This window comes from Micromonospora cremea, assembly GCF_900143515.1.
Taxonomy (GTDB): Bacteria; Actinomycetota; Actinomycetes; order Mycobacteriales; family Micromonosporaceae; genus Micromonospora; species Micromonospora cremea.
Map to the genome: position 1 here is coordinate 980150 of NZ_FSQT01000001.1, position 26612 is coordinate 1006761.

At 69.8% G+C, this 26612-nt stretch carries 20 protein-coding genes and 2 pseudogenes; 16 read left to right on the top strand and 6 right to left on the bottom strand.

All coding sequences use genetic code 11. From position 1 onward, the window contains the following. Positions 1-357: 357 nt before the first annotated feature. Positions 358-1716: a glycoside hydrolase family protein gene (locus BUS84_RS04430; protein ID WP_074308967.1), complete on the top strand. Its 1359-nt coding sequence runs from the start codon at positions 358-360 to the stop codon at positions 1714-1716. A 150-nt stretch (positions 1717-1866) separates the two neighbouring features. Here BUS84_RS04430 and BUS84_RS04435 read toward each other — a convergent pair whose 3' ends face one another. Further along, positions 1867-2088 (bottom strand): oxidoreductase C-terminal domain-containing protein, encoded by a 222-nt coding sequence (locus tag BUS84_RS04435; RefSeq protein ID WP_074308969.1) that lies wholly within the window; start codon positions 2086-2088, stop codon positions 1867-1869. Positions 2089-2199: 111 nt separating this feature from the next. On the opposite strand from BUS84_RS04435, the pseudogene BUS84_RS40865 reads away from it, so the two are divergent. The 5 genes and pseudogenes from BUS84_RS40865 to wrbA form a co-directional block, all read left to right on the top strand. Next, positions 2200-2517 (top strand): annotated as a pseudogene (locus BUS84_RS40865) (glycosyltransferase family 9 protein); the annotation flags it as partial. A gap of 175 nt (positions 2518-2692) precedes the next feature. After that, positions 2693-5767, top strand: a complete 3075-nt coding sequence (locus tag BUS84_RS04445; protein WP_143728226.1) for a S8 family serine peptidase — start codon at positions 2693-2695, stop codon at positions 5765-5767. An 88-nt stretch (positions 5768-5855) separates the two neighbouring features. After that, complete coding sequence (locus BUS84_RS04450; protein ID WP_074308973.1) at positions 5856-8288, top strand: ATP-binding protein; 2433 nt, start codon at positions 5856-5858, stop codon at positions 8286-8288. A gap of 409 nt (positions 8289-8697) precedes the next feature. Beyond that, positions 8698-9362, top strand: a pseudogene (locus tag BUS84_RS39560) (aldehyde dehydrogenase family protein). Positions 9363-9532: 170 nt separating this feature from the next. Then, positions 9533-10141, top strand: coding sequence for an NAD(P)H:quinone oxidoreductase (gene wrbA, locus BUS84_RS04465; RefSeq protein ID WP_074308979.1), 609 nt, complete (start codon positions 9533-9535; stop codon positions 10139-10141). Here wrbA and BUS84_RS04470 read toward each other — a convergent pair. Beyond that, entirely contained in the window at positions 10131-10880 is a 750-nt protein-coding gene (locus tag BUS84_RS04470; protein WP_159450984.1) for an AfsR/SARP family transcriptional regulator, read from the bottom strand. The two genes, wrbA and BUS84_RS04470, sit on opposite strands and share 11 nt — an antisense overlap. Positions 10881-10991: 111 nt before the next feature. Beyond that, positions 10992-11804 (bottom strand): IclR family transcriptional regulator, encoded by an 813-nt coding sequence (locus BUS84_RS04475; RefSeq protein ID WP_074308984.1) that lies wholly within the window; start codon positions 11802-11804, stop codon positions 10992-10994. Between the two features lie 124 nt (positions 11805-11928). Between BUS84_RS04475 and BUS84_RS04480 the strand changes: the two genes are divergently transcribed. The 7 genes from BUS84_RS04480 to BUS84_RS04510 all read left to right on the top strand — a co-directional run bounded on the left by BUS84_RS04480 (position 11929) and on the right by BUS84_RS04510 (position 20881). Next, complete coding sequence (locus tag BUS84_RS04480; protein WP_143728228.1) at positions 11929-13212, top strand: ABC transporter substrate-binding protein; 1284 nt, start codon at positions 11929-11931, stop codon at positions 13210-13212. A 73-nt stretch (positions 13213-13285) separates the two neighbouring features. Beyond that, positions 13286-14239 carry a carbohydrate ABC transporter permease gene (locus tag BUS84_RS04485; RefSeq protein WP_074308986.1) on the top strand — a complete coding sequence of 318 codons (954 nt, stop codon included), beginning with the start codon at positions 13286-13288 and terminating at the stop codon, positions 14237-14239. Continuing rightward, a complete protein-coding gene (locus BUS84_RS04490) occupies positions 14236-15066 on the top strand; it encodes a carbohydrate ABC transporter permease (RefSeq protein ID WP_074308988.1) in 831 nt (276 codons plus the stop codon). The genes BUS84_RS04485 and BUS84_RS04490 overlap by 4 nt, the downstream gene beginning before the upstream one ends. Before the next feature lie 8 nt (positions 15067-15074). Further along, complete coding sequence (locus tag BUS84_RS04495; protein ID WP_074308990.1) at positions 15075-16256, top strand: mandelate racemase/muconate lactonizing enzyme family protein; 1182 nt, start codon at positions 15075-15077, stop codon at positions 16254-16256. Beyond that, positions 16253-17464, top strand: coding sequence for a fumarylacetoacetate hydrolase family protein (locus tag BUS84_RS04500; protein ID WP_074308992.1), 1212 nt, complete (start codon positions 16253-16255; stop codon positions 17462-17464). The genes BUS84_RS04495 and BUS84_RS04500 overlap by 4 nt, the downstream gene beginning before the upstream one ends. Next, positions 17461-18978, top strand: coding sequence for an aldehyde dehydrogenase family protein (locus BUS84_RS04505; protein ID WP_074308993.1), 1518 nt, complete (start codon positions 17461-17463; stop codon positions 18976-18978). Before BUS84_RS04500 ends, BUS84_RS04505 begins: the two co-directional genes overlap by 4 nt. Positions 18979-19306: 328 nt before the next feature. Next, positions 19307-20881 carry an alpha/beta hydrolase-fold protein gene (locus BUS84_RS04510; protein WP_084757195.1) on the top strand — a complete coding sequence of 525 codons (1575 nt, stop codon included), beginning with the start codon at positions 19307-19309 and terminating at the stop codon, positions 20879-20881. A gap of 158 nt (positions 20882-21039) precedes the next feature. On the opposite strand, the gene BUS84_RS40560 is transcribed toward BUS84_RS04510, so the two are convergent. Both BUS84_RS40560 and BUS84_RS40565 read right to left on the bottom strand, forming a co-directional pair. Further along, positions 21040-21303, bottom strand: a complete 264-nt coding sequence (locus BUS84_RS40560) for an alpha-L-arabinofuranosidase C-terminal domain-containing protein (RefSeq protein ID WP_280175091.1) — start codon at positions 21301-21303, stop codon at positions 21040-21042. A 73-nt stretch (positions 21304-21376) separates the two neighbouring features. Beyond that, on the bottom strand, positions 21377-21751 hold the full coding sequence (locus BUS84_RS40565; protein ID WP_280175092.1) for an alpha-L-arabinofuranosidase C-terminal domain-containing protein: 375 nt from the start codon (positions 21749-21751) through the stop codon (positions 21377-21379). A 726-nt stretch (positions 21752-22477) separates the two neighbouring features. Here BUS84_RS40565 and BUS84_RS04525 point away from each other — a divergent pair. Both BUS84_RS04525 and BUS84_RS04530 read left to right on the top strand, forming a co-directional pair. Further along, the gene (locus BUS84_RS04525; RefSeq protein ID WP_208869521.1) at positions 22478-23467 is read left to right on the top strand and encodes a LacI family DNA-binding transcriptional regulator; all 990 of its coding nucleotides are present in this window, start codon (positions 22478-22480) and stop codon (positions 23465-23467) included. A gap of 354 nt (positions 23468-23821) precedes the next feature. Continuing rightward, positions 23822-25054, top strand: a complete 1233-nt coding sequence (locus BUS84_RS04530; RefSeq protein ID WP_074308998.1) for a low temperature requirement protein A — start codon at positions 23822-23824, stop codon at positions 25052-25054. A gap of 184 nt (positions 25055-25238) precedes the next feature. Here BUS84_RS04530 and BUS84_RS04535 read toward each other — a convergent pair whose 3' ends face one another. Next, entirely contained in the window at positions 25239-25847 is a 609-nt protein-coding gene (locus BUS84_RS04535; RefSeq protein ID WP_074309000.1) for a TetR/AcrR family transcriptional regulator, read from the bottom strand. Positions 25848-26050: 203 nt separating this feature from the next. Between BUS84_RS04535 and BUS84_RS04540 the strand changes: the two genes are divergently transcribed. Further along, positions 26051-26611: a hypothetical protein gene (locus BUS84_RS04540; RefSeq protein WP_074309001.1), complete on the top strand. Its 561-nt coding sequence runs from the start codon at positions 26051-26053 to the stop codon at positions 26609-26611. Position 26612: the final 1 nt, after the last annotated feature.

Below are 26612 nucleotides of genomic sequence, written 5' to 3' on the forward strand. Positions count from 1 at the left end.
GGGTCCTTCCGGTGCTGCTAATGCGTATTAGCGCTCGGTGTTGGGAAGGAGCCTGGCGGGTGGACCGGCGTGTGTCAAGGGGTGGCCGCAAGATTTCCGTGCGGTAAAACCCCCGGAGTAATGCGCATTAGCGGTCGGGCACCCCGGCGCTGCTGTGTCGTCCGGGTGGATCGGCGGGGCGCTGAACCGCCTCTTGACAGCAACGCCGCCGGGCGCGCAACATTCGAGAAACATAGATGCTAATACGTATTAGCACGGCGGCGCACAGGGGGCACCCGCCGATCGATGCCCCCTGTGTTCTCACTGAGCGTCACTCCGCGCCGCTCGTGCCGCCGATCCGACCGAAGAGGAAGCCGCATGACGAGACCATCCGCCCCGTCGTCCCGACGCGCCGTCCTGGCGGCCGCCAGTGCCGGCCTGCTCGTCGCCGCCGTGGCCGGCGCCCGGCCGGCAGCCGCCGAACCCGAGCTGGGTTTCCCCCAGTTCACCTACCAGGGCACCGCGTTCGACAAGGGCACCCTCGCCTACAACCCGACGAACGAGTTCATCTTCCCGAGCGTCATCCGGGCCGCCGACTACTTCCCCAACCCGCTCGGCACCTACTACCTGTACTACGCGCCGCACGAGCGTCCCGGCGGGATCGCCCTCGCGTACTCCAACTCGATCAACGGGCCGTGGACCGAATACGTCGCCAATCCCCTGATCAGCAACACCTGGCTGCCGTACTACGCGACGGTCAGCCACATCTCCTCACCGCACGCGGTGTGGATCGAGGGCGAGGGCAAGCTCTTCCTCTACTTCCACGGCGAGAACTCCATCACCCGGTACGCGACCTCCGACGATGGCATCCACTTCAACTATGGCGGGACCGCGGTCAGCCGGAACGACACGACCGGTGGCGAGACCTCCTACGCCCGGGTGTTCGAGCAGTCCGTGCCACGCCTGGGCACCCGGTACCTGATGCTCTTCATGGACAATCCCACGGCGGGGGCGCCCGGACCGACCGGGCCCGTGTCCCGGCGGATCCGCTGGGCGGTCTCCAATGACGCGCGAACCTGGAGCATGCAGCCCGAACCGATCGTGACCCCGCAGGGCATCGAAGGCCCGAACGCCTCGGGACCGTTCTTCCTGCACTGGAACGACCGCAACCTGGTGATCTACCACGCGGCAGACGGCAACATGCACGCGGTGGACGTCGGGGAGGACTTCGACCAGGAGGTCCACCTCGGCATCGTGCATGACTCGATGTCCGCCGCCCCCGACCTCGGCCGCTCGGCCGCGCCGACGTTCTACTTCGATGGGCAGACCGCGCACATGTACTACGAAGCCGGCGGCCGGCTCACCGCGACCATCGGACACGCCACCGCCACCCTGGCAAACCCGTTGCCGGTACGGCAGCTGGACTGTGCCGTGGACGGACCGGTCCTGTGGCCGCCGAACCACGAGCTGGTCGACGTCAACGTCACCGTGGACCTGCACGACGGTGTGCTCGGCCCGAATGCGTTCACCCTGACCGGCGTGACCGGGGGTGACGCTGCGGACGTCAGTGGCTTCGCCATCGGCACGCCGGACACGAGTGGCAAGCTACGGGCCGAACGAGCCGGGAACGGGGGAGACCGGGTGTACCACCTCACGTATGCCGGCCACGACGAGATCGGCCGGCCGGTTGGCTGCACCGTCACCGTCACCGTCCCACACGACCAAGGCAGCAACTAGTGGATCGTCGCCGGTCGGCAACTCGCCACCAGATGGTGGGGCGGACTGCGGGGCGCCCCACCTGATCCTCTCGCCGTCCGAGGTGGGCGGTCACGTCGCGACCGGCCGGCACGGGTGGGTGCCGGCCGGCTCCGCAAGGCGTGACGTCGGCTACAAGATCTGAATCCCGGGTGCCGACACCGGCGGCGGCTGCAGCTCGTCGAGCGGCACGGCGGGGTCGGACAGTCGGTCGAGGTCGACCGGCTGGGCTGCCGCGACGAGCCGCCGGATCGACGGGACGACGTCGCACACGTTGACGTTCATGCCGGCGAGCACCCGCCCGCCGGCGGTCCAGAAGGCGATGAACTCGCGCTTGGCGACGTCGCCCCGCACGGACGACCCCGGTCGAACGCCTCGGGCGGGGCGTGTCCGACGTACTCCATTCCCAGGTCGTACTGGCGGTTTAGAAGTAGGGCAGGTCGTCGTAGCTGAAGGCTGTCCCAGCTCACCCTCGGCGGCCTGCTCGGTTCCTACGCCCGGTGCCGGCTGGTGATCTCGAACGACACCGGGCCGCTGCACGTCGCCGCCGCCGTCGGCACGCCCACGGTCGGCATCTTCTGGGTGGGCAATCTGATCAACTCCGCGAGCCCGCTGCGGGGTCGGCAGGCCGATCGCGTCGTGGACCATCCACTGTCCGGGGTGGACTGCAGCCCGGGGGTGTACGCGGCCCGGCCGGGTGACGGCGACCGCCCGCACGGCGAGTGCTTCGTCGCCGACACCCCGGTCGCCGAGGTCTGGGAGGCCGCCACCGAGCTTCTCGGACCGGACCCGCGGGCGGCTGAGCTCCGGGAAATGACGCGAAAAGTACCCGCGATGTTACGAGACTGTTTCCAAGATTGCCGGCAGGTAAAACTTTCTCCTGGAAGATCGCCGCCGCTCTTACGTTTCGGCCACCGCCACCCCGCCGTGGCGACCGGCACCGAATGTGGAGGACGACGTGCCACGACCGAAGACACCCCCGCCCGGACGGATCAGGCGCGCCCCGGTGAGCGTGCTGGCCACCGCCGCGTTGATCGCCGCGGGGCTGGCGATCGCGCCGGCCGGCGCCGCAGTGGCGGCACCGCCGACCAGCAGCGGACCGACCGCCCGCTACCTCGTCCAACTCGCCGAGCAGCCGTTGGCCAGCTACACCGGCGGCGTACCCGGACTTGCCGCCACCAAGCCGACCGGCGCCGGCCGGCTCGACCGGAGTTCGGGCGCCGCCACGGCGTACCGGGAGCACCTGCGCCGGCAGCGCGGCACGGTGCTGTCCGCCGTGGACATCCCCACCAGCCAGGCCCGGACCACCTTCGACACCGCCTTCAACGGCTTCGCCGTGGAGCTGAACCGCTCGCAGGTGGCCCGGCTGCGCGCCACCCGGGGCGTGACCGCGGTGTACGAGGACCAGAAGGTGCACGCCACCACCTCGCACACCCCCGACTACCTCGGTCTGACCGGGCAGGGTGGCGTGTGGCAGCAGCAGTTCGGCGACGTGGCCCACGCCGGTGAGGGCGTCATCGTCGGGGTCATCGACAGCGGCTTCTGGCCGGAGAGCGCGAGTTTCGCCGCGCTGCCGACCCCGCGTCCGGATCAGGCGACCATCGACGCGAAGTGGAAGGGCACCTGCGACGTCGGTACCGAAGCGCCAGTCACCTGCAACAACAAGGTGATCGGGGCGCGCTGGTACAACTACAGCGGGTTGGCCGACGCGTTCGCCGACGAGTACCACTCGCCCCGCGACCGCAACGGTCACGGCACCCACACCGCGAGCACCGCCGCCGGCGACCACGGCGTACCGGCCTCGATCGGCGACCAGTCCCTGGAGGCGATCTCCGGGATGGCGCCGGCCGCCCGGCTGGCGATCTACAAGGCGCTCTACGACACCGGCGCCGGCTCGGCGGCGGGTAGCAGCATCGACATCGTGCACGCCATCGACGACGCGGTCGCCGACGGCGTCGACGTGATCAACTACTCGGTCGGCGACGACATCGAGAACTTCAGCGCGATCGAGCAGGCGTTCCTCAACGCCGCCGCCGCCGGGGTGTTCGTCTCGGCCGCGGCCGGCAACGCCGGCCCCGAGGCCGGCACCGTCGACAACTCGACCCCCTGGGTGACCACGGTGGCCGCGAGCACCACCGACCAGCAGTACAGCCGGACGCTCACCCTCGGCAACGGCACGACCATCACCGGGGTGGGCGTGGGCGGCGCCACCGCCGGGCCGGCACCGCTGGTCTCGGCGAAGGACAGCGCGCTGCACCCCGACGACACCCGGAACGCCGAACTCTGCGCCGACGGTGAACTCGACCCGGCCAAGGTCAAGGGGGCGGTCGTGTTCTGCCGGCGCGGGGTCGTCGACCGGGTGGCGAAGAGTGCCGCCGTGGCGAAGGCTGGTGGCGTCGGCATGGTGCTCTACAACGACACGGTCAACTCCCTGGACCCCGACCTGCACGCGGTGCCCACCGTGCACATCTCCGACACCGACGCCCCGGCCGTCGCGAGTTACCTCGCGGCGGGCGGCGCGACGGCGACGATCTCGGCGGGTACCCTGACCGCGGTCGAGGCGCCGCAGGTCGCCGGGTTCTCCTCAGCGGGGCCGTCGTACTTCAACGGCGGCGACCTGCTCAAGCCGGACATCAGCGCGCCCGGCGTGGGCATCGCCGCGGCGTTCTCCCCGGCGATCGGGGGGCAGAACTTCGCGCTCGAATCGGGTACGTCGATGGCGGCCCCGCACATCGCCGGCATCGCCGCGCTGCTGCGGGCCCGGCACCCTGACTGGTCACCGGCGGCGATCCGGTCGGCGCTCATGACGACCGCCGTGGACACCACCGACAAGGGCAACCCGATCAAGCTGGGTGACGCGGACGCCACGCCGTTCAACTACGGCGCCGGCGAGGTCCGCCCGGGCGGAGCCTTCGACCCGGGCCTGGTCTACGACTCCAGCCAGCAGGACTGGCAGAGGTACCTGTGCGGGCTGGCCGCAAAGGGCTCCCAGGTACCCGACGACGACTGCGCCACGACCGGTGCGATCGAGACGAGTCAGCTCAACTACCCGTCGATCGCGATGGGCAACATGGTCGGCACCCAGACCATCACCCGCACCGTCACCAACGTCAGCGACCGGAAGGGCACCTACACGTCCTCGGTGCAGGCACCCGCCGGTTACTCGGTCAAGGTCACCCCGGCCAGCCTGACCGTGCTCCCGGGCCGGACCGCCACCTTCAAGGTGGAGATCACCAACAAGGCCGGCGCGGTCGACGCCTGGGCCGACGGCTCGTTGACGTGGCGGGACAACTCCCAGCACCAGGTCACGATCCCGCTGGTCGTGAAGAACAGCGGGCTGATCGCGCCCGACAGGATCGCCGGCACCGGCACCTCCGGCAGCTTTTCGATGACCGCGCAGGTCGGCTACCGGGGCACCCTGGCCGCGCTGCCGATCGGCCTGACCGCCGGCACCAGCACCACGGCCACCCTGCACGGCGACGCGCCGATCTGGGACTGGAACTCGCCGGACAAACTGCCGGTCCCTCTGCCGGCATCGTTGCACCGGAGCACGGTGCACGTACCCGTCGGCACGGTCAACCCGCAGATCGTCGTCACCGGGGAGAAACCGCTCTGCACGGACATCGACTGGAGCGCAGACCCGCTGCCGGCGTGTGGCGACTTCATGTTCTATGTCTACGACAGCACCGGCAAACTCGTCGAGTACAAGTACGGCACCGGAGACGGCGCCAACATAGTGCTGCCCGGCGCCGGCGACTACACCCTGATCGTCGAGCAGTTGTACACCCTCAACACGCCAGCCGGTCAGGGCACCAACACGTACACCATCACCACCCTGCTGCCCGGCGTGCCCGGCACCTCGGCCGGAAAGCTGACCATCGATCCCAAGAAGGTCAGCGTGATGGCGGGCGCGAAGGTGAACCTGACGCTGCGCTGGTCCGGTCTCACCCCCGGTCGCCGGTACATCGGCGTGGTGGTGCTGAGCAACGGTACGGAACCGTTGAAGACCCTGCCGATCACGGTGCGGTCGTAACTCCTGATCCCCGCGGCCGGGTGGGCCGGCGGTGTGCCACACGTCACCGCCGGCCCGCCCGGCCGTCCGCCGGATCAGGGCCGGATGATTGGCTGCCCGCGCGAGCGGCGACGAGCGGTTTGACGGGCACGACACGCGGGGCGGGTTCGAGTCACTGGTCCGCCATGGACGCCTGCGCGGACCCATCGAGTTCGTCGGCCGGGCGGTCGAGCTGGCGACGCTGCGCCGCCTCATCGAGACACCACCCTGTCTGGTCCTGGTGGAGGGCGAGCCCGGCATCGGCAAGAGCCGCCTCGTCGCGGAGCTGCTCAGCGGCTCCACCCGGCGTCGGTTGGTCGGCGAGTGTGACGACGTGCCGGAGCCGTTCCCGCTCGGTGCCCTGCTCGACGCCATCCGGACCGGCGCCGACGAGCTGGGCCCGGTCAATCCGGTAGCCGGCGCGCTCGCCCCGCTGCTGCCCGAACTGGCCGACCGGCTGCCCCCCGCACCGCCGCCGCTGAACGACCAGCCGGCCGAGCGGCACCGGCTGCTCCGTGCGGTGGCCGCGGTGCTCACCGCGCTCACGCCCGCCGTGCTGGTGCTCGAAGACCTGCACTGGGCCGACCCGGCGACCTGCGAGTTCCTCGCCTACCTCGGTGCCCACCCGGTCGCCGACCTGGCCGTCGTGCTCACCGCCCGGCCCCCGGCCCCCACCGGCGGCACGCCCATCCACGACGCGCTGGCCCGCACCCCGCCGGGGGCGGTGCGGCGGATCGCGCTGCCACCACTCAGCGCCGGCGACGTACGCGAGCTGGCCGCCCGTACGTTGCGGCTGGCCGACCCGCCGAACCGGCTCACCACCACGCTGCTGGAGCGCACCGCCGGCATCCCGTTCGTGGTGGAGGAGGTGCTGCGCTCCCTCGCCGAACGGGGCGGGGATCCGCTCGCCGACGACACGGTCCCCTTCGTACTCCGGGACGTGCTGCTCTGGCGGCTGCGCTCGCTCGACAAATCCACCCGCGAGGTGCTCGGCGCCGCTGCGGTGCTCGGCCTGGTGCCGGACCGTCGTACCCTCGCCGCCGTGCTCCGCCTCCCCGGCGACGCGGTCCGCGCGGCGCTGGACGCGGCGCAGCACGCCGGCCTGCTGCACGAGGCCACCGACGGGCTGCGGTTCCGCCACGACCTGGCCCGCCAGGTGGTGTACGACCTGCTCTCCCCTGGCACCCGGCAGTGGCTGCACCTGCGTACCGCCCGGGTGCTGGAGCAGTCGCTGCCCCGGCCGGTGGCGCAGCTCGCCCACCACTACCGGCTCGCTGGCAGCGGCGCCGACTTCGTCCGCAACGCCGAAGCCGCCGCTGACCTGGCCACCGAACGCGGCGACGACGCCACCGCCGCCCGGTTCCTGTTGCAGACCATGGACCTCGCCGAGCTGCCTCGTCCGGTGCGGACCCGGCTCGCCGCGAAGCTGGGCCGCTCGGCCATCGACGGCCTCAGCCAGGCACCCGTGATCCCGGTCCTGGAGCGGCTGCTCGCCGACCGGCACCTGCCGCCCGGCGCCCGCGGCGAACTGGGCCTGGTGCTCGGGCGGATGCTGCGGCAGCAGGGCGAGGAGCTGGGCGGATACACCGAGATCGAACGGGCCGTGCCGTACCTGCGCGCCCCACGACGCCGGGCACAGGCGCTCGCGGTGCTGGCCGCGCCGGACACGGTGGTCGGCCGGCACGTGCGCGACCACCTGGCCCGCTGCGCGGCGGCCGAGGAGGCTGCGGCGGCCAGCGGCGACCCGGTCGCCCACCTGGAGGTGCGGATCGCCCGGACCTCGCTGCTGCTGGAGCTGGGTGACCCGACGGCCTGGCAGGTCATCGACGAGATGCGCGCCTCGTCGGTCCTCGCCGACCGGCCCCGTGAACACGTCCGCGCCTGCCTGAACTGGGCCCAGGGTGCCCTGCACGCCGGGCACCTGGACCGGGCCTCGGCCCTGGCCTCGGCCGCCCGGCGGCTGATGGAGGCGAACGGGTACGAGCGGCTGCTCGGCCTGGTGGAGGTGACCGAACTGGCGCTCGACCGGGCCACCGGGCGGCTCGACGGGCTGGCGGACCGCCTCGCCCGGTTGGCCGCCACCCCGGAACGGATCCCGTTCGCCGGGCTCGACGTCCGCGCCGAACTCGCCACGGTCCTGGCCCGCTCGGGATCCCCGGCCGGGGCGGAGCGCCAGTTCCGGGACGTGATCGCCGAGGCCCGGCGGGTCGGCGCGATCCTGCCGCTGGTGCAGGCCAGCTCGGGGCTGGCCCGCCTGCTGCTGCCCGACCGGCCCGACGACGCGGTGCGGCACGCGCTCGACGCGGTTTCCCTCGTCCGGGACAAGGGCATCTGGGCCTGGGCGGCGGAGGCGGTCCTCGTGCTGGCCGAGGCCGCCGTAACCGCGGGCGAGCCGGGACGGGCCGCGCCGGTGGTCGCCGAACTCGCTGCCGGCATTGAGGGCCGTGACGCGCCGGTCGCCCTGACCACCCTGCGGCGCTGCCGCGAAGTGGTGTCCGCCTGACCGCTACCGGGTCGCCGGCTCGGATTCCGGCTCGTCGGTCAGCACGACCTCTGCGTTCCAGCACCCACACCAGCGACAGGTGGTGCTCCCACGGGCGACACCACGGTGAGTCCAGCGCCCCGGTCCGCAACCAGTCAATCGTTGAAGGCGCCGTGAGGGTTTCCCGCCAAGCGCCAGAACCGGCCGCGAGGTGACCGCGACGCCCGATCGGACACCTACCCCTGCGTCGTGCCCGCCGGACCGGCGGGCGTGCCCGCACCATCCTGCTCGATTTCTCCGGTACGGAGGTCGACGCCGGTCCAGCGGCTGCCGGCCAGTTTCTGCAGGTGCCGCATGGCCGACTGGGAGGCGGAATCGCACTCGGGACGTGACGGACCCGGCGGCGGAACTGGCCGACGTCCGCGCGGCCGTGGACGCGGCTCAGGCCGCGTTCCACGGCTGGGCGGCGACCGAGGCGGCGACTCGCCGGTCGCTCCTCCTTGGCGCGGCGGACCTGCTCGAGCGGCACACGGAGGCGCTGGCCGGCATCCTGCGTCAGGAAACAGCGAGCCGCCGTGCGCGGGCGGAGTTCACCATCCGCATGGCCGCTGGCCAGCTGCGGCAGGACGCCGCGATGGCGATCCGACCGGTCGCGGGGCTCCTCGTCACCAGCGTGAACCGCGGGGTTCCCACCGCGATCCGCCAGGCGGCCGGCGTGGTGTGTCGTTCGTGCCATGGAACGGTTCGATGGTCGTCTGCGCCCAGGTGATCGCCGTGGCGCTGGCCGTCGGCAACACGGTGCTGATCCGACCCGGTGCGGCGCCGGTCACCTCCGGGCTGATCCTCGCCGAGGTGCTGGCCGAGGCCGGGGTGCCCGCCGGCGTCGTCAGCGTGGTCACCGCCGGCCGGGCGGATGCCTCGGCGGTGGCCGAGGCACTGATCACCGACCCGCGGGTACGCCGCGTCACCTTCACCGGTTCGACCGGCCTCAGGCGGGTTGTCGGGCGACCCGCCGGGGCGCACTCCGCCCGATCGTCACCGGGTTGGACGGCAGAAACCCGATCCTGGCGCCCGCGCTGCGTTACGCGGGGCTGACCGAACAGATCCCGTGCGGTGCATCTGGCGTCCGGTGGCTGGCGTACTCCGCTCGCTGTTGCGACACCCGGGCGGCCAGGTCGGGCCCGGTGGCGACCGCCTCGCCGCCGTTGCTAGAGTCATGTTGTTGCTGACGCAAATTTATCACCGGCAACTACCTCGTTGAAAGGATGCCTTCGATGACCAAGCTCTCCGTCATCTACTACTCCTCGACCGGTACGATCCACGCCATGGCCAAGCGGCTCGCCGAGGCTGGCGAGAAGGCCGGCGCCGAGGTGCGGCTGCGCCAGGTTCCGGAGCTTGCCCCCGAGGAGGCCATCGCCTCCAACGCCGCCTGGAGCCAGCACTTCGACGCTACGAAGAGCGAGGCTAAGGCGACCGCCGACGACGTCGTCTGGGCCGACGCGGTGCTGTTCGGCACCCCCACCCGCTACGGCAACGTCTCAAGCCAGCTGAAGCAGTTCATCGACACCCTCGGTCCGCAGTGGGGGCAGGGGCTGCTGGCCGACAAGGTGTACGCGGGCTTCACCGCATCTATGACCGCCCACGGCGGCCAGGAGTCGACGCTCCTGGCGCTCTACAACACGATCCACCACTTCGGCGGTCTGGTCGTCGCCCCCGGCTACACCGACCCGGTGAAGTTCGGCGACGGCAACCCGTACGGCGTCTCGCACGTCACCGGCGGAGGCAACGACGCTCCGCTGGGCGACGCCCAGCTCAACGCCCTCGACCACATGGCTCAGCGGGTCGTCAAGATGGCCAGCAAGCTCAACGCCTGACCAGCTCTGCTGGTGCCGGGCGGCCTCGCGATCGGACGTAAGCGATCAGAGGGCAGCGGGTCGAGTCGCTCCGAGCGCCCAGCAGACCAAGGGCCGGTCTCCCATCGTGGGAGACCGGCCCTGGTCCGCCTTGAAGGGACTCGAGGCTGACTTGCTCACCCGGCGGGCGACTCGTCAATTCGACACGGTGTTCTTCGCCTTCTCGGTGATCAACCAGTCGGTCGGCCGGCCAACGCCTCTTGACCAGTCGCGCTCGGACGGAGAGCAACACCCCCCATCCGGGTAGGCCCGCAAAGGGCTTTCCACGCCACAGCGCCAGCGCGGCCTCGAACGCCCGCAGGGCATCCGAGCGACGGCCCTGCCGCATTGCGTGATACCCGCGCTGGGTCAGGTCGTCGAAGGCCAGGCTGTCCATCGCCTGCGCGTCGAGGACCAGACGGTAGCCGGTGGCCCCGGCGAGGATGGCGGGGTCGGGGGAGCCGGGGGACCGCAACGCCCGGCGTAACGCCCAGACATAGGTCTTCACGTTGCCGGCTGCCGTCTTCGGGGGGCGTCCCAGCCACAGCTCGTCGACGAGTTGGTCGATGGACCACCCGGTGCCCGGCTGCGACATCAGGATGGCCAGCAGGCGCACCTGCATCGGCGAGCCGAGGGCCAGCGGTTCTCCGGCGAGAGAGCACACCTCGACCGGCCCGAGCACTCGGTACCGCATCGCCGGCGGCCCCGCCGTAACGTCCATCACCCCACCGTACGGGCCCGACCCATCCTGCTTCATCGGCTAGACGGCTGGCGGTCTCCACCAGCTCGGCGTTCGCGGTCTGTCCCGGCGCGGAGCACAGATCCTCGATCGTCAGCTGGGGATGCGTTCATCAACCGATCGGCCGTCATCTGAACCGTCCGGGCTCGTGGAGGGCGGAGGTGTGTAGCCGAGTTCGTACGAGATCCGGTTTGCGGTCCTTAGGAGGAGCGGAAGGCTGTCCTTCAGTTGGTCGAGGCTTGCGATGACCTCGATCGCGGTGATCGAGGCGGCGGCGATGACCAGCCCGCGCGAATCCCTGATTGGTGCGGCGACGCACATCACGTAGGTGTCGTGCTCGCCGTTGTCGGCGGCCCAGCCGCGTTGGTGGATACGGGCCAGTTCGGCTTCGAGGGAGTCGCGGTCGGCGAAGGTCGTGTCGGTGAACCTCTCGAAGACGACCGGGGAGAGCAGGCGGTCGCGTTCCTCCGGGGGTAGGTAAGCCAGGATGGTCTTGCCGACGGCGCTCGCGTAGATCGACACCGCGCGCCCTACCCGGGACGGCAGCTTGACGGCGTCGAACGCCGGGCTGTCGACCTTGTCGATGTAGATGATCTCATCGCCGGTCAGTTGCGCCAAGTGCACGGTGTGGCCGGTTTCGCGTTGCAGCGCCCGTAGGTGCGCGGCGGCGAACTGGCGCAGGTCCATCGAACTGAGCGCAAGTTCCGACAGCTCGATCAGACCGTTGCCGAGCACATAGGTGCCCGCGTCGGTCCGGCGGACGAAGCGCGCGGACTCCAGCGTCTGCAGGATCCGCAGGGCCGTGGACTTGTGGACGCCGAGTACGTCCGCCGCCTCCGTGAGTGTCAGCGGGTGCTCCGCCGATCGACGGATGAGGTCGATCGCGCGGCGGATCGATTGCGCCAAGGCCCTGCCCCCTCATGTGACGGCGACGCCGTCACTGTCGTTGCGTCATATGCAATGTACTTGACGCGATACGCAATTGCCACTTGACGCCGTTGCATATGGCGCTACGATCGTTGCAAATTCATTGAATTGCCTCCTTCTTCGTAACAGGGGAGTGACGATGAGTAATAAGCTCGCTCGCTTTGGCGTCGCCAGGGCGACATGTGCTCTCGGCTTGGCCGCCGCTCTCTTGACCGGTTGCGGCTCTGGCGACGATTCCGGTGACGGTGTCACTGAACTGACCTTCGCGGCCTCGACCTTCGGCGACCCGGGCCGCGGGCCCCTGCTGACGAAATGGCTCGATGAGTTCAATCAGGGCCAGGACGAGGTCCGGGTCTCCGCCGCCGCGGTGCCGTACCCGACCTTCGGTCAGACGGTGCTCACTCAGATGGGCAGCGGCAAGGGGCCTGACCTGGTCCGCTTCGACATGCCCGAGTTCGAGGCCGCCGCGGACGCCGGCCTCATCGCGCCTCTGGACAAGATGATCGATGTCGGCAAGTACGACCTGCTCAAGCAGCCGGATCAGTTCATGGTCCACGATGGCGTCCGGCACGGCGTCATCTTCGAGGCGTCGAACTACGCGATGTTCTACAACGCGGATCTGATCCCGACGCCGCCGACCACCTACGAGCAGTTCACCGCCACCGCCAAGTCGCTGACCAAGGGCGACGTCTTCGGCCTCGCTTTCCGCCAGACCGAGGCGGAGGAGGCCGGCGTTTGGCAGGACATCTTCAACTACGTCTACGGCTTCGGCGGCGCGTGGTCCGACGGCAAGAACCTGACGATCAACTCCCCCGAGAACCTCAAGGGCCTACAGGCGTACAAGGACCTGTACGACGCCAACGTCATCCCACGCGGAGCGGACGCGGCGACGTTCCGGCGGATGTTCGCCGAGGGCAAGGTCGGGATGGAGCTCAACAACGGGGGGTACGTGACCGCGACGCGCGGCCAGAACGCGCAGCTGAACTTCAGCGTCGCGCCCATCCCGTTTCCGGTACGCAAGCAGGGCGCGATCCTCGCGCCGATCGTGATCAACGAGGCGAGCGAGGCCAAGGATGAGGCCGCCACCTTCATCCGCTGGGCGCTGGAGCCACAGAACCAGGTCAAGCTGCAGGAGATCCTCGGCGCGAGCAGCGTCGCCACCACCACGCAGCGCAGCGCGGAGTCGCTCAAGGCGACCCCGTTCCTCACCGTCTTCGACGGGCTCACCGAGACCAGCCTGCCGCAGATCGTCCTGGGGTTCGAAGCGAAGACGCCGGACATCCGCAAGGTGGTCGTGCAGAACGTGATCGCGTCGTTGCAGGGCAAGGCGGACCTCAAGTCCGCACTGGATCGCGCACAGCAGCAGGCGACCGAGCTGGTCCGCTGACGGTCGACACGGCGACGCTGCCGGCGCGCCGGTCCGTGCGCCGGCAGCGTCCTTCCTCAGAAGGATCACCCCGATGACTGTGCTCGACCAGACCGGAGCACCGAAGACAAAACCCCGATCCGGGACGCGGCGTCGACCCAGCCCACTCGGTAGCAGGTGGACGCCGTATCTGTTCCTGGCCCCCGCCGCACTGTTCATCCTCGTCTTCCAGGCGGTGCCCCTCGTCCAGGAGGTGTACCTCAGCTTCACCCGGACGAGGCTGCTCAACCCCACCCGCAGCGAGTGGGTCGGGCTCGACAACTTCAACCGGATCTTCGGCGACCCCGACTTCCACCGCCCCTTGCTGATCACCCTCGTCTACGTGGTCGCCTGTGTCGTCGGCGCGGTCGGTGCCGGCCTCGCCGTCGCGCTCCTGCTCAACAAGGGTTTCCGGGGCCGTGGCGTGGCACGGGCGCTCGTGACCGTTCCCTGGGCCGCTCCCGGCATCGCGGTCGCGCTCATCGCAACCTGGATGCTCAACGCGCAGTACGGGATCGTGAACCGGCTTCTCGACGCGTTGGGACTCGGCGTCCCGGGCGGCGCCATCCTGGACAGCTCGCGCTACGCGCTCCCGGCAGTGCTCGCGACGACCATCTGGCAACTGTTCCCGTTCACCTCCGTGGTGCTGCTCTCCGCACTGCAATCTGTTCCCCAGGACCTCAACGAGGCCGCGACCGTGGACGGCGCAGGACGATGGGCGACCTTCCGCGCCGTCACCTGGCAGGTCATCAAGCCAACCGTCGGACTCCTGGCTCTGCTGATGACGATCTGGTCGCTGCGGCGGTTCGAGCTCATCTGGCTGATGACCAAGGGTGGGCCCGTCGGCGCCACCGAGACGCTCGTCATCGACCTCTACTCCCAGGCGTTCGACTCGAAGGAACTCGGCTCGGCGGCGGCCATCGGAATGGTCGGCGTCGTCATCTCGCTCATCGTCATCACCGGCAGCCGACTGGTCGCCCGTGCAGTGGAGAAGGAGGACGTCCGATGAGGCGCTTCCGTTTCGGTCTCACCGCGCGGATCGTCGCCGTGCTCGTCGTCCTGGGTGTCGCGGTGTTTCCGCTGTACTGGATGCTCGTCACGGCGCTGTCGAGCAACGGTGACCTGTTCGCCGAGCAGCCCCGGCTCACGCCGGACGTCGGTCGTTTCGGGGTGTTCGTCGAGGCGCTGGCCGAGGGCAAGGCAGCCGGGTGGCTGCTGAACAGCCTGGTGATCGCCGTGGGCACGATGGTCCTGTCCGTCGGTCTGGGTATCCCGCTTGGGTATGCGTTGTCCCGATTCTCGTTCCGGGGAAAGGCCGTGCTGACCGTCGTGCTGCTGTTCACGCAGATGCTTCCCGAGGCGCTGATGGTCGTGCCGCTGTTCGCGCTCTTCCGCCGCTTCGACCTGCTCGACTCGCTGACCGGCCTCGTCCTCGTGAACTCCGCCTTCGTCCTGCCGATCGTCGCGCTGATCCTCAAGGGCGCGATCGACGGCATCCCGAAGGAACTGGAGGAAGCGGCGCGCGCCGACGGCGGGCGGCCCTTCACCGTCCTGACCCGCATCAACGTGCCGCTGATCGCCCCGTCGATCGCGGCGACCGCGGTCATCGCCTTCTTTCACGCCTGGAACGAGTACGTGTTCGCGGTGACGTTCATCTTCGATCCGGAGCTGCAGCCGGCCTCCGTCGGCATCGCGAACTTCATCGGCGAGTTGGGCACGCCGATCCAGACGGTCATGGCCGTCGCCTTCCTGTTCACGCTGCCAGCGGTCGCCTTCTACCTCTTGGTGCAGCAGTACGTGGTGTCCGGCATGACCGCCGGCGCGGTGAAGGGTTGAGCCGAAACATGAAGATCGTCTCCGTCGACACGCTGGTCGTCGACTTCTACCGCACGAACCTCGTCATCGTGCGCGTCCACACTGACGAGGGGATCGTCGGGCTCGGTGAGGCCACCCTGGAAGGCAAGGAACGGGCCGTCCAGGGCGCTGTCGCCGAGGTGGCCGAAGCGGTCGTGGGCCTGGACCCCACTCGCATCTCGAAGATCCTCTACGAGCTCGCGCGGGACTGGTACTGGCGTGGCGGGCCGGTCATCATGACCGCGTTGAGCTCGCTGGAGATGGCCCTGTGGGACATCTCGGCGCGGGATCTCGGCGTCCCGCTCTCACGGCTCCTCGGCGGTGCGACGCGGGATCGGGTGCGCGCATACGCGAACGGCTGGTTCTCCGGAGCCGTCACGTCGCAGGACTACGCGACCGCCGCGCGCAGGACGGTGGAGTCCGGCTTCCGCGGCCTCAAGTGGGACCCGTTCGAGAACTACGACCTCACCATCACGACCCAGCAGCTGGACCGGGTGCTCGCCCAGATCGACGCCGTCCGTGGCGCGGTGGGCCGCGATGTCGAGCTGTTCATCGAGGGGCACGGCCGCTTCGACGTCCGCCACGCGATTAAGGTCGCGAAGGAGATCGCTCAGTTCGACCCGGTGTGGTTCGAGGAGCCGTGCCCGCCGGACAACCTCGACGCACTAGTCGACGTCCGCCGCGCGTCGCCCGTGCCTATCGCCGCGGGGGAGCGGTGGTACGGCCGGCAGGGCTTCGCGCCGGCGCTCGCCCGCCAGGCGGTCGACTTCGTCCAACCCGATGTGACGCACGCCGGCGGAATCGCCGAGCTCGTCTTCATCTCGACGCTCGCCGCGACAAGTTACGTGGGATTCGCGCCGCACAACCCGAGCGGTCCGCTCAGCACGGCCGCGACGCTGCAGCTCGGGGCAACGCTGCCCAACTTCCGGTACCTGGAGATCATGGCGACCGACGTGCCCTGGCGCCCGGAGATCACCAACGAACGGCTGGTTCTGACCGACGACGGCGACGTGCTCGTCCCGATCGGGGTCGGACTGGGCATCGAGGTGAATCTCGCCGCGATCGAGCAGCACCCGTTCACACCGCATCCGGTCCGGATGTTCCGTGACGCCGTCTACGACATCCGCCCTCGCGACGAGCGGTCCTTCTTCAACCTGACGAGCGGCTCATGACGGTGCCACGCTCCCGGGGGCTGGCCACCGGGGCAGACTGGTTCGGGACCTCCGCCGAGGCCCTGCCGGACGATGTCGACGACAGCGTCCTCATCGGTCGGATTTGGGACCCGTCCGTCGACGGCCCCTCACCCGTGACCGTCCGAGACGGCGAGGTCATCGACATCAGCCACCGCTTCCCGACCGTCCGGGACATCTGCGAGCTGCCCGATCCCGCCGCTACGGTGGCCGGGCTCGACGGGCCGCGGCTGGGCGGCTTCGGGGAGATACTGGCCAACACCGGTGCCGCGACCCGTGACCGCACCCGGCCCTGGTTGCTCGCCCCGGTCGACCTCCAGGCGCTCAAGGCCGCCGGCGTGACGTTTCCCGTCTCGATGATCGAGCGTGTCATCGAGGAACGGGCACGGGGAGACCTGGGGCTCGCCGCGGACATCCGCCGCCAGATGTCCGCCGACATCGGTATCGACCTGCACAGCCTGGCTCCGGGCTCGGTGGAGGCGGAGCGGCTCAAAAGCCTGCTGGTCGCCGAGGGCGTCTGGAGTCAGTACCTGGAGGTGGGGATCGGACCGGACGCCGAGATCTTCACCAAGGGTCAGATCCTCTCCGCCGTCGGCACCGCCGTTCCGGTCGGCGTTCTCGCCGCGTCGACCTGGAACAACCCGGAACCCGAGGTCACGCTCATCGTCCAGTCCAGCGGCCGGATCGTCGGCGCCACCCTTGGCAACGACGTGAACCTGCGGGATGTCGAGGGCCGCTCGGCACTCCTGCTTCCCCGGGCGAAGGACAACAACGCCTCATGTGCCCTCGGCCCCTTGATCCGGCTGTTCGACGAGCGGTTCGGTCTGGAACAGGTGCGCGAGCTCGATGTGGGTCTGGAGGTCCGCGGTGTGGACGGCTTCGAACTGGAGGCGGTCTCGGAGATGACACGGATGTCGCGCGACCCGGAGGCGCTGGTGCGGCAGTTGATCGGCCCGCACCACCACTATCCCGACGGCGCCGTCCTGATGCTCGGCACGATGTTCGCGCCCATTCAGGACCGGGACCGTCCCGGCGAGGGCTTCACCCACAAGGTCGACGACGAGGTGCGGATCAGTTGCCCGGCGCTCGGCACCCTGGTCAATCGGGTGCGGCACGCGGAGGAGTGCGAGCCCTGGCAGTTCGGCGTCCGCGATCTCATGGGCAATCTGATGAGGAGGGGACTGCTGTGAACGTGGTAAGCACGGTCGATCCGCGCGACGGCCGACGTCGCGCGACGGACCTCACCGAGACGGACGAGTCTCGGCTGGAGGCGATCGCCGGCCAGGCGTCCCGGGCCGCGCGGTGGCTGTCCGGCCTGGGGAGACTCGGCAGAGCGGAAATGCTGGACGCGATCGCCGCGTCCCTGGAGTCCCGCCGCGTGGACCTGGTCGCGGCCGCGGAGGCGGAGACCGGACTGAGCGACGCGCGACTCGACCAGGAACTCACGCGGGCGGCGGTCCAGTTCCGGATGTTCGGCGACGTGCTGCGCGACGGAGGGTACATCGAGGCGGCCATTGACCACGCCGCCGACACACCACTCGGCCGCGGCCCGGACCTGCGGCGGATGCTCGTACCCCTCGGCTCGGTCGCCGTCTTCGGGGCCAGCAACTTTCCGTTCGCCTTCTCGGTCGCCGGGGGTGACACCGCCTCCGCGCTCGCCGCGGGTTGTCCCACTGTCCTGAAGGCCCACCCGTCCCATCCGCTGACATCGCACGCCTCCGCCGAGGCGATCGGGTCGGCCGTCCGCGACATGGACGGGCCCGATGGTGTGATCGCGATCGTGTACGGGGAGCAGGCCGGCCGCTCGCTGGTGCGTCACCCCACGATCTGCGCGGCCGCCCTGACGGGCTCCGTCGGCGCCGCCCGCGCCATCCAGGCCGCCATCGACGAGCGAGCTGATCCCATTCCCTTCTACGCCGAACTGAGCAGCGTGAACCCGATCGTCGTCCTGCCCGGCGCGGCCGTCGACCGGGGAGACCAGATCGCCGAAGGGCTCTTCACCTCCTTCACGGGCTCGGCCGGCCAGCTGTGCACGAAGCCCGGGCTCGCGTTCGTCCCGTCAGATCCGGGCGGTGAGCACCTGGTCGACGCGCTGCGGGGGAGGATCGCCTCCGCGGGCGGTGCGGTCCTGCTGAACGAGCGCATCCGTGACGCGTACGAGAACCAGGCTGCGGCGTTCGAGCGGGCCGGCGCTCGTGTCTCGGCGCGGTCCCAGGTCCACCCCGGCGCGGGCTTCACCGTCGCGCCGACGCTCCTGGAGGTCGGTCTGCCCGGCCTGACCGCCGAGATCGCCGACGAGTGCTTCGGCCCGCTCATGGTCGTGGTCCGGTATCGCGACGTCGCCGAGCTCGACGCCGTGCTGGCGACCGTCCCACCGTCGCTGACCGGTTCCATCCATCGCGGACCGGGCGACGACGCCGGTATCGTGCGCGGGCTCGTCGAGTTGCTCGCCGCCCGCTCGGGTCGCATCGTCTTCGACGGCTATCCCACCGGTGTCCGCGTGTCGTGGGCCCAGCACCACGGTGGGCTCTGGCCGTCGACCAACGCCGTGCACACCTCGGTGGGCGCCACGTCGATCCGGCGATTCCTCCGCCCGCTGGCGTGGCAGGACGCCCCGGAATGGATCCTTCCCGAGGAACTGCGAGACGAGTACACCGCCATTCCCCGGCGAGTCGATGGGAGGTTGGAATCAGGGGTGCAATAGCCGCGCCGGTAGGTCGCTCCCGCATGTGCTTCCTGGTCGCGGCCGGTCGGCGCGCGATCGCTTGACGAATTGACCCTAGAATGATTCGTGCGCCAGCCGTCCTGGCGCCACCGAAAGCTGCCCTAATTGCTTTCCTGACAATTCGTAACAATGAATTGCCGTCCTGGTATTGACCTGCCAACGCAATTCATGCTTTTATTTCGGCAAGGAGTGATGTTAACGCTCACACACCGGCATCGCTCGCTACTGGTATCCGTTCACCTCACCATCGAATGGTCGGTCGGCCGCTCGATGCGGTCTGACCACACACCGAAGAGGGAGCAGGAACATGCCCATTGCAATTCCCCGTCCCCTGACGCCGGCGCCGAGGCGCCGGCTGATGCTCTCGCTGCTCGCCGCCATCACCGTCGCGGCCGCAACCGTCGCCGCCCCCGCGGCGTCGGCCGCGCCACCCGCGCCCCTGGGGCCAACCGTCACCCGCACCGACGAGCCGCCGACCGGCTACGCGGTCACCTTCAGGTACCGGGCGCCCGAGGACGTCCAGCAGGTCCACATCTACGGCGACTGGTTCTACTCCCGGCCGGAGAACATCCCGTGCCAGGACTGCGGCGACGCCCGCCCACCCGCCGAGTGGCAGCCCGGCGACGTCGCGGCCACGCCGTGGCACATCCAGCCCATGCAGAAGGGCTCCGACGGGGTGTGGACGTTCACCACACCACTGCCCGCGGGCACCTTCCGCTACGCGTTCACCCATGACTGCACCAACGAGCTCGCCACCGGCTGCGCGCTGCACGACGACCCCGCGAACCCGTGGCAGATCCAGCCGCAGTACCCAGGAGCACCCGGCGCTGTGCGCAGCACGATCTACGTCCCGACCAGCAAGAAGTTCCCGACGTACGACACCGGCTACCAGGCGCCGGTCACCAAGATTGGCCGGTTGGAGTCCCGGCGGTACACCTCGCCGCTGTCGACCAACCCGCCGGGAGTGCACGACATCGTCGTCTACCTGCCGCACGGCTATGACCCCAACCGGGTCAAGCCGTACCCGACCCTCTACCTGAGCCACGGCGGTGGTGACCACTCGACCGCCTGGACGATGCAGGGCGTGGCCCACCTCATCCTGGAGAACGCGATCAAGGACCGTGCCGTGGAGCCGATGGTGATCGTGTCCACCGACTTCAACGGCCTTCCCGGCGGCAACGAGGGCTACGTCAACGAACTGCGGAACAACATCTTCCCGTTCGTCGAGCAGAACTACCACGTCTCCAACCGACCGCAGGACCGCGCGTTTGCCGGCTTCTCTGCCGGTGGCAGCCGGGCATACACCCTCATGTACAACCACACCGACCTGTTCGGCTACCACGCCGCTTGGAGCGCAGGCGGACCGACTGCCACCCAGGCGCAGATCGACCGCATGAAGGCGGTGGCCGGCGGCATCATGATCGGAACCGGCCTCCAGGACCGCCTGGGCAACATCGCCGAGAACTCGCAGCGCAACGCCGCCGCCCTGCGGGCCGCCGGCGTCGATCTGGACGAGTACAACGTGCCCGGTGTGCACACCTGGCACGTCTGGCGCCCCCTACTGAACCACTACCTGCGCGCCCTGACGTTCCGCGCCACCACGACCGGCCTCGACGTCACGACGGCACCCGCGGGCGCCTCGCACAACACCAAGGTCACCGCCACCGCGACGGTTGGTGCCGTCAGCACCAGCACCTCGGCCCCCTCCGGCAGGGTCGACTTCTACGCGGGCGACACGCACCTCGGGTCCGCCCCGGTGCACAACGGCGTCGCCCGGCTGAAGAAGACCGTCCATGCCGACCTGGACGCTCCGGTGGTCGCCTACTACCAGGGCGACAAACTCTTCAACGGTTCCCAGAGCGCACCGGTCGACGCCCGGTAGAGCCCGGCCCGACGCCTTTCCAGGTGCGGTGGGAAAGCCCCGGCCGCTCACCCCTGGTGACAGCCAGGAGTGAGCGGCCGGGGCGCGCCCGCCGTCGCACAGCGCGGCGCGGCGACGAGCGCGCGTTACACCGCCGGCCGATGGTTCGTGTCAGCCGCTCACGGGGTCGCCTCCGTGGTCCTCATCCGCAGCATGGTCCAGGACGCGGGTGGAAGCGTCAGCCGGACGCCGGCGCCGACGCGGTGCGCGGTGCCGTTGGGGTGCGGCGCGGCGTGGTCCGGGCCGTCTGGCGTGTTCCTGGCGTCGAGGTCGGTGCCGCCGACCGTGACGCACTCGATGATTCCCGTCAACTGGGCGCCGCTGAGGTCGAGGGTCACCTCGGCAGGGGTGGCGGTGACGCGGTTGACGAGGAACACGGTCATCTCGCCGGTGCCGTCGTCCCAGGTGGAGACCGCGTCGACCTCACCGTAGCGGTCGGTGGTCGTCGTGCTGCTGTCACGGAGGCACGCTTCCCCGGGCGTGCCGGGCGGTGCGGGCGAAGGGGTGGAAGATGGTCTGGCGCCAGGCCGTGCCCCCCGGTTCGGTCATGATCGGTGCGATGACGTTGACCAGTTGCGCCTGGCATGCCGCGGTCACCCGGTCACTGTGCCGGAGCAGGCTGATGAGCAGGCCGCCGACGACGACGGCGTCGGCCACGCTGTAGTGATCCTCCAGCAGTGGCGGTGCGACCGGCCAGTCCTCGCCGCTCGGCGGCGTGGACGGGGCGGCGGACTGGTACCAGACGAACGCGATCATGATCTTCTTCGTCGACCTGCGGATCGCCCCGACGGAATCGGCGATCGCGGTGACGGAGCCGATGTACCTGTCCATGTCCTCCGCGGAGGCGAGGAAGCTGGGCAGGTCGTCGTCGACCGGCTGGTGGTAGGCTCCTCGCCGCGCTGCTCGTCGGCCTGCGGATCGCGGCCCGTCACCGCCGGCGGAGGCTGGCCGGGCTGCTCGCCCGCGCCCGGGAGGAGGGCCGGCAGGAGATCAAGGAGACCGTGCTCGTCGGGGACGCATCCCCGCACGGTGTATCCGGCCCGGACGACGCTCACCGGTAACCCACGACGTGGTGCGGGGCACCTCGGGGCCGAACGACGCGTGGTAGTCCGGCAGAGGATGATCGTGTCGTGAAAGGCCGGGTCGTGCTCGTGGTCGTCGACGAGTTCGTCCATCCGGTCCACCAGAGCGCGCAGCCGGTCAATGGTCTCCGCGTCGGCGAGGCGGGCGGCGACGTTCGCCATGTCGGCATCGTGTGCGGTCCCCACGAGGCGCCTGGTCGGTGCGGCGGGCAACGGTGCCCTTCCGTCCGCGTTGACGAACCAAGGGACGCGAACGGCCAACGCGTCGCTATCTCGGGCTGCAACGGGGAGCGGCGGCTCGGCTGCGCCATGGCCAGCGACGCAACTGACGTAGACTGTCGACGATCCAGCATTGCCACCTGGCAGACACCGACGTGCGGCCACGAGAGCGAGTTTCCGCCTCCAGGCCGCTCCAGGCGACGTCGACGGGCCGTGTGGCAGCCGGGAAAGTGAGGTGGCCGTGCGCAGTCCCGCGATGACCGACGTTGCTCGCCACGCTGGCGTCTCCCACCAGACGGTGTCGCGGGTGCTCAACGGACATCCCAACGTGCGCGAGCATACTCGGCTGCGGGTCCAGGCGGCGATCGCCGAGCTGGGTTACCGGCCCAACCGTGCCGCCCGCGCGCTGGTCACCGGCCGATCGCAGGTGATCGGTGTGGTCGCACAGAACACCACCCTCTACGGTCCGGCGTCACTGCTGGCCGCCCTCGAGCAAGCGGCCGCCGAGGCGGGTTTCGCGGTCAGCATCGGCAGCGTGAGCAACCTGGACCACCGGTCGATCTCCGCGGTGGTGGAGCGGCACCTGGCGCACCGGGTCGCCGGCGTCGTGGTGATCGCGCCGGTCGAGTCGGCGGGGGAGGCCCTCGAACGGCTACCCCAGGACGTTCCGCTGGTGACCGTCGACGGCGATCCGCGGCGACCGATTCCCCTGGTGACGGTCGACCAGGTCTCCGGCGCCCGAGCGGCCACCCAGCACCTTCTCGACGCCGGGCACTCGACAGTCTGGCATGTGTCCGGCCCCCCGGGCTGGTTCGACAGCGCCGGCCGCATCAGAGGGTGGCAGGAGGCGCTGGTGTCGGCGGGCGTGGAGCTGCCACCTCTGATTCAGGCGGACTGGTCGTCAGCAGCTGGGTACCGCTGCGGGCAGATGCTGGCTCGGATGCCGGAGGTAACCGCGGTCTTCACCGCCAACGACCACTTGGCGCTCGGCGTCCTGCGGGCGCTGCACGAACACGGTCGCCGAGTGCCGGACGACATCAGCGTGGTGGGCTTCGACGACGTGCCGGAGGCGGCGTACTTCATTCCGCCGCTGACCACCGTGCGGCCCGACTTCGCTGCCGTGGCCCGGGCGAGTCTCGACATGCTGCTGGCCCAGATTGAGACGGACATCGCCGGCCCGCTGCGGCAGACCATCGCACCGACCCTGGTAGCCCGGCGCAGCGTTGGGGCACCACACCGCCGCTGATCCGCCCGATCGGGGTGCGGCTCCACCAGGCTGCGGCCATCCCTATTTGGCGCCGCGTGGTCAAGGGCGTCACGTGTCATGCTGTCGTCTTCCTGCCAGTGGATCAGTCCGGGCCGGGTGTCGATGCGCCACGCGCCCGCCCTGTCGCACGTCAGCGCCGATGGTGCGGATCTGGCGTGGATCTTCGGCGACCAGATCGCGTAGAAGGCGTCGGACCTGCCCGCTGACTGTCGCTGCCGCGGGGTCGGCGGCAGGACCGACCGGGACGAGGGGCCGTGGCCAGATCTGGTCGTCGAATTGCAACCCCTTCGGCGGCCGACTCGTTGGTGCGACGAGGGCGGACGGAGGCAGACGATGGCGGGACGCGGTGCCGAACTGCTGCGCCCTCCCACGAGTTCGGGCCGTGCCACGTTCCTGGAGCTCTTCTTCGACCTGGCCTTCGTCGTCGCCCTCACCCGGGTCACGCAACGATTCGCCGACCTGAGCGATGACACTGGCTGGGCGCTCGTCGAAGGGTTCGGTCGTACCCTGCTGCTCTTCTTGGCGCTCTGGCTGATCTGGTCGCACACCACCTGGATCACCAGTCGCTACGAACCGGAGCGGGCGATCATCCAGGCCGTCGTGGTCGGCACCATGTTCGCCGGCCTGGTTATGGCGGTGACGCTGCCACGCGCAATGGAGGAGCGAGCGCTGCCGTTCACGGCCGCATACCTGATGGTGATGGTGGTGCGGCCGCTGGTGGTCGCCGCCGCGCTGCGTGGCCATCCACGACGGCTGGTGCCGTTCCGGCTTGCCGCATGGGCTGCGGCGAGCGCGCCGCTCTGGCTGGCCGGCGCGTTGGGCCCGGACCGACTTCGCCTGCCGCTGTGGGCTGCCGCCCTCGCTGTCGACTACCTCGCCTGGGCCCTGGGCTGGCCGCTGCCGCGGGTCGGGGCCTCAGCGGTGGGCCGCTGGCGGATCGCTGGGACGCATCTTGCCGACCGGCACCAGCAGATGTTTCTCATCGCACTCGGTGAGTCGATTCTGGTCATCGGCACCGTCTTCAGCGGCACGGACTACTCCGCGGAGCGGGCAGCCGCCTTCGGGGTCGCGTTCGCCACCAGCACACTGCTCTGGCGGATCTACTTCCACCGCGCCGGTCTGCTGCTGACCGAGGCGTTGGGTCGCGCGGGTATGCCCGGCCGGCTGGGCACCGCGTCGGAACGGACGCATTTGCTGATCGTGCTCAGCGTGCTCGTCACCTCGGTTGGCTACGAACTGGTGATCGATGATCCGTTCGGGCCGCCGCGGCCCAGTTGGCTTCTGTTCGTGGTGGGCGGTCCGGTGCTCTTCCTCGTCACCCGCATGTTGCTGGAGTACGAGATCTTCGGCCGGGTTTCCCGATCCCCGATGATCGGCTTGGTGGCCGTGCTGCTGTTCACGTCGGCGTTGACCCGCTGGGCGCCGATGGTCGGGCTGAGCGTGGTGGCCGGAGTGCTGGCCCTGGTCGCGCTACTCGATGCGCTGCGGACCCGGGGACGGCCGCTGGGGGTCTCCGCCTCGCCGATCGGGCGGGAGGCATCCGGCGATCGCGACTCCGAGGCGTGACCGCGCACGGCCGTGCACAGCGACCAGCCCGGACAACCCGCACCGGCTGACGCGCGAGGCATCGATGGTCCTGTCACTTCCAGGCACTTGCCGGTAGGCGATCATCTGACCGGTGCTCGGCGGCGGGAGGGTCGAGTACGCGAGCGCCCCCGCCCAGGCGAGATCCGACAAGGCTGTTGTCGTACTAGCGGGCGGATTCGGTCGACTGGCGCTCGGTGTTGATCCGGAGAAGTCCTTCGATCCCGCGGAGGAAGGTCTCGGACACCAACGCGGGGTTGAAGAGGCATCCGGCTGCCATGGCGCCGTCGCGGAGCATGACGAAGTGGCGCGCGGCGGGATCCGCCGTTTCCTCGTGGACCTGCGCCATCAGCATGGTGAGCGTGTCCAGGAACCATTGCCGGTGGGCGATGATTTCCTGGTGCACGGGATGGTCGGTGTCGGGATACTCGGCTGCGGCGTTCAGAAAGGCGCATCCGCGGAACCCGGGGGACTGGACGTTCTGAGCGATGGAGCCAGCAATGGCCAGAAGGGAGTCGACCGGCGATGGGCTGGTGGCAATGGCCGCGTCGACCGCGCCGCGATCCATCTGATGCACCTCACGCAGGTACGCGAGAATCAGGTCATCTTTGCTGGGGAAGTGCCGGTAAAAGGTGGCCCGGGTCACTTTTGCCTCGGCGATGATCCGGTCAACGCCGACGGAGTGGATGCCCTCCGCGTAGAAGATCTTGGTTGCCGTGGTGAGGAGCCGGAGCCGCGCCTCAGAGGGCCGGGTGTCGGGTTCGCCACGCGTCATCCGACCATCTTAGCGAATAGAACGTTCGGTCTGAGATGCGCGAGCAGCCACAGGCTCGACAGCCCGGGGCGCGCGAACCGTCGCTGTGCACTTCGCGCTCCCTGACAGATAGAACGTTCGGTCTTGACAACGTACGTGGGGGGTTGCCATGCTCTACGTGACAGAACGTTCGATCTCTCGGCGCCTCCACTGAAAGGGCCACCGTGACCACCCTTGCTGCTTCGCGCGGTATCTCCCAGACCGCTTCCGCACTGCGGCGGCTGTACTTCACCCGCTTCGCGTTCGCCATCGTGTGGGCACTCGTGACGATCGCGACCGCCAAGGAGATCGGCCCGCTCACGGTGGTGCTCTTCGTGCTCTACCCCCTGTTCGACGTGGGCGCCGCCATCTACGACCTCCGCTCGTCGCGGACCACCGGCTCGCCGGCCCTGCTGTACGTGAACATCGCGGTCAGCCTGATCACCGCCGTCGGCGTGGGCCTCGCCGGCGCGTCCGGCATTCCGGCGGTGCTGCGGGTGTGGGGTGCCTGGGCGATCGTGGCCGGGCTGGTCCAGCTGATCGTTGGTGTCACTCGTCGCACGATGGGCGGCCAGTGGCCGATGATCATTAGCGGAGGCATCTCAGTGCTGGCCGGTGGGTCCTTCATCGCCGCTGCTTCCGCGGACAACCCGTCGCTGACCAACGCGGCTGGCTACGCCATCCCCGGCGCCATCTTCTTCCTCATCGCCGCCTTCCGCCTCGGCCGCAGCGCCAAGGGCAACTGAC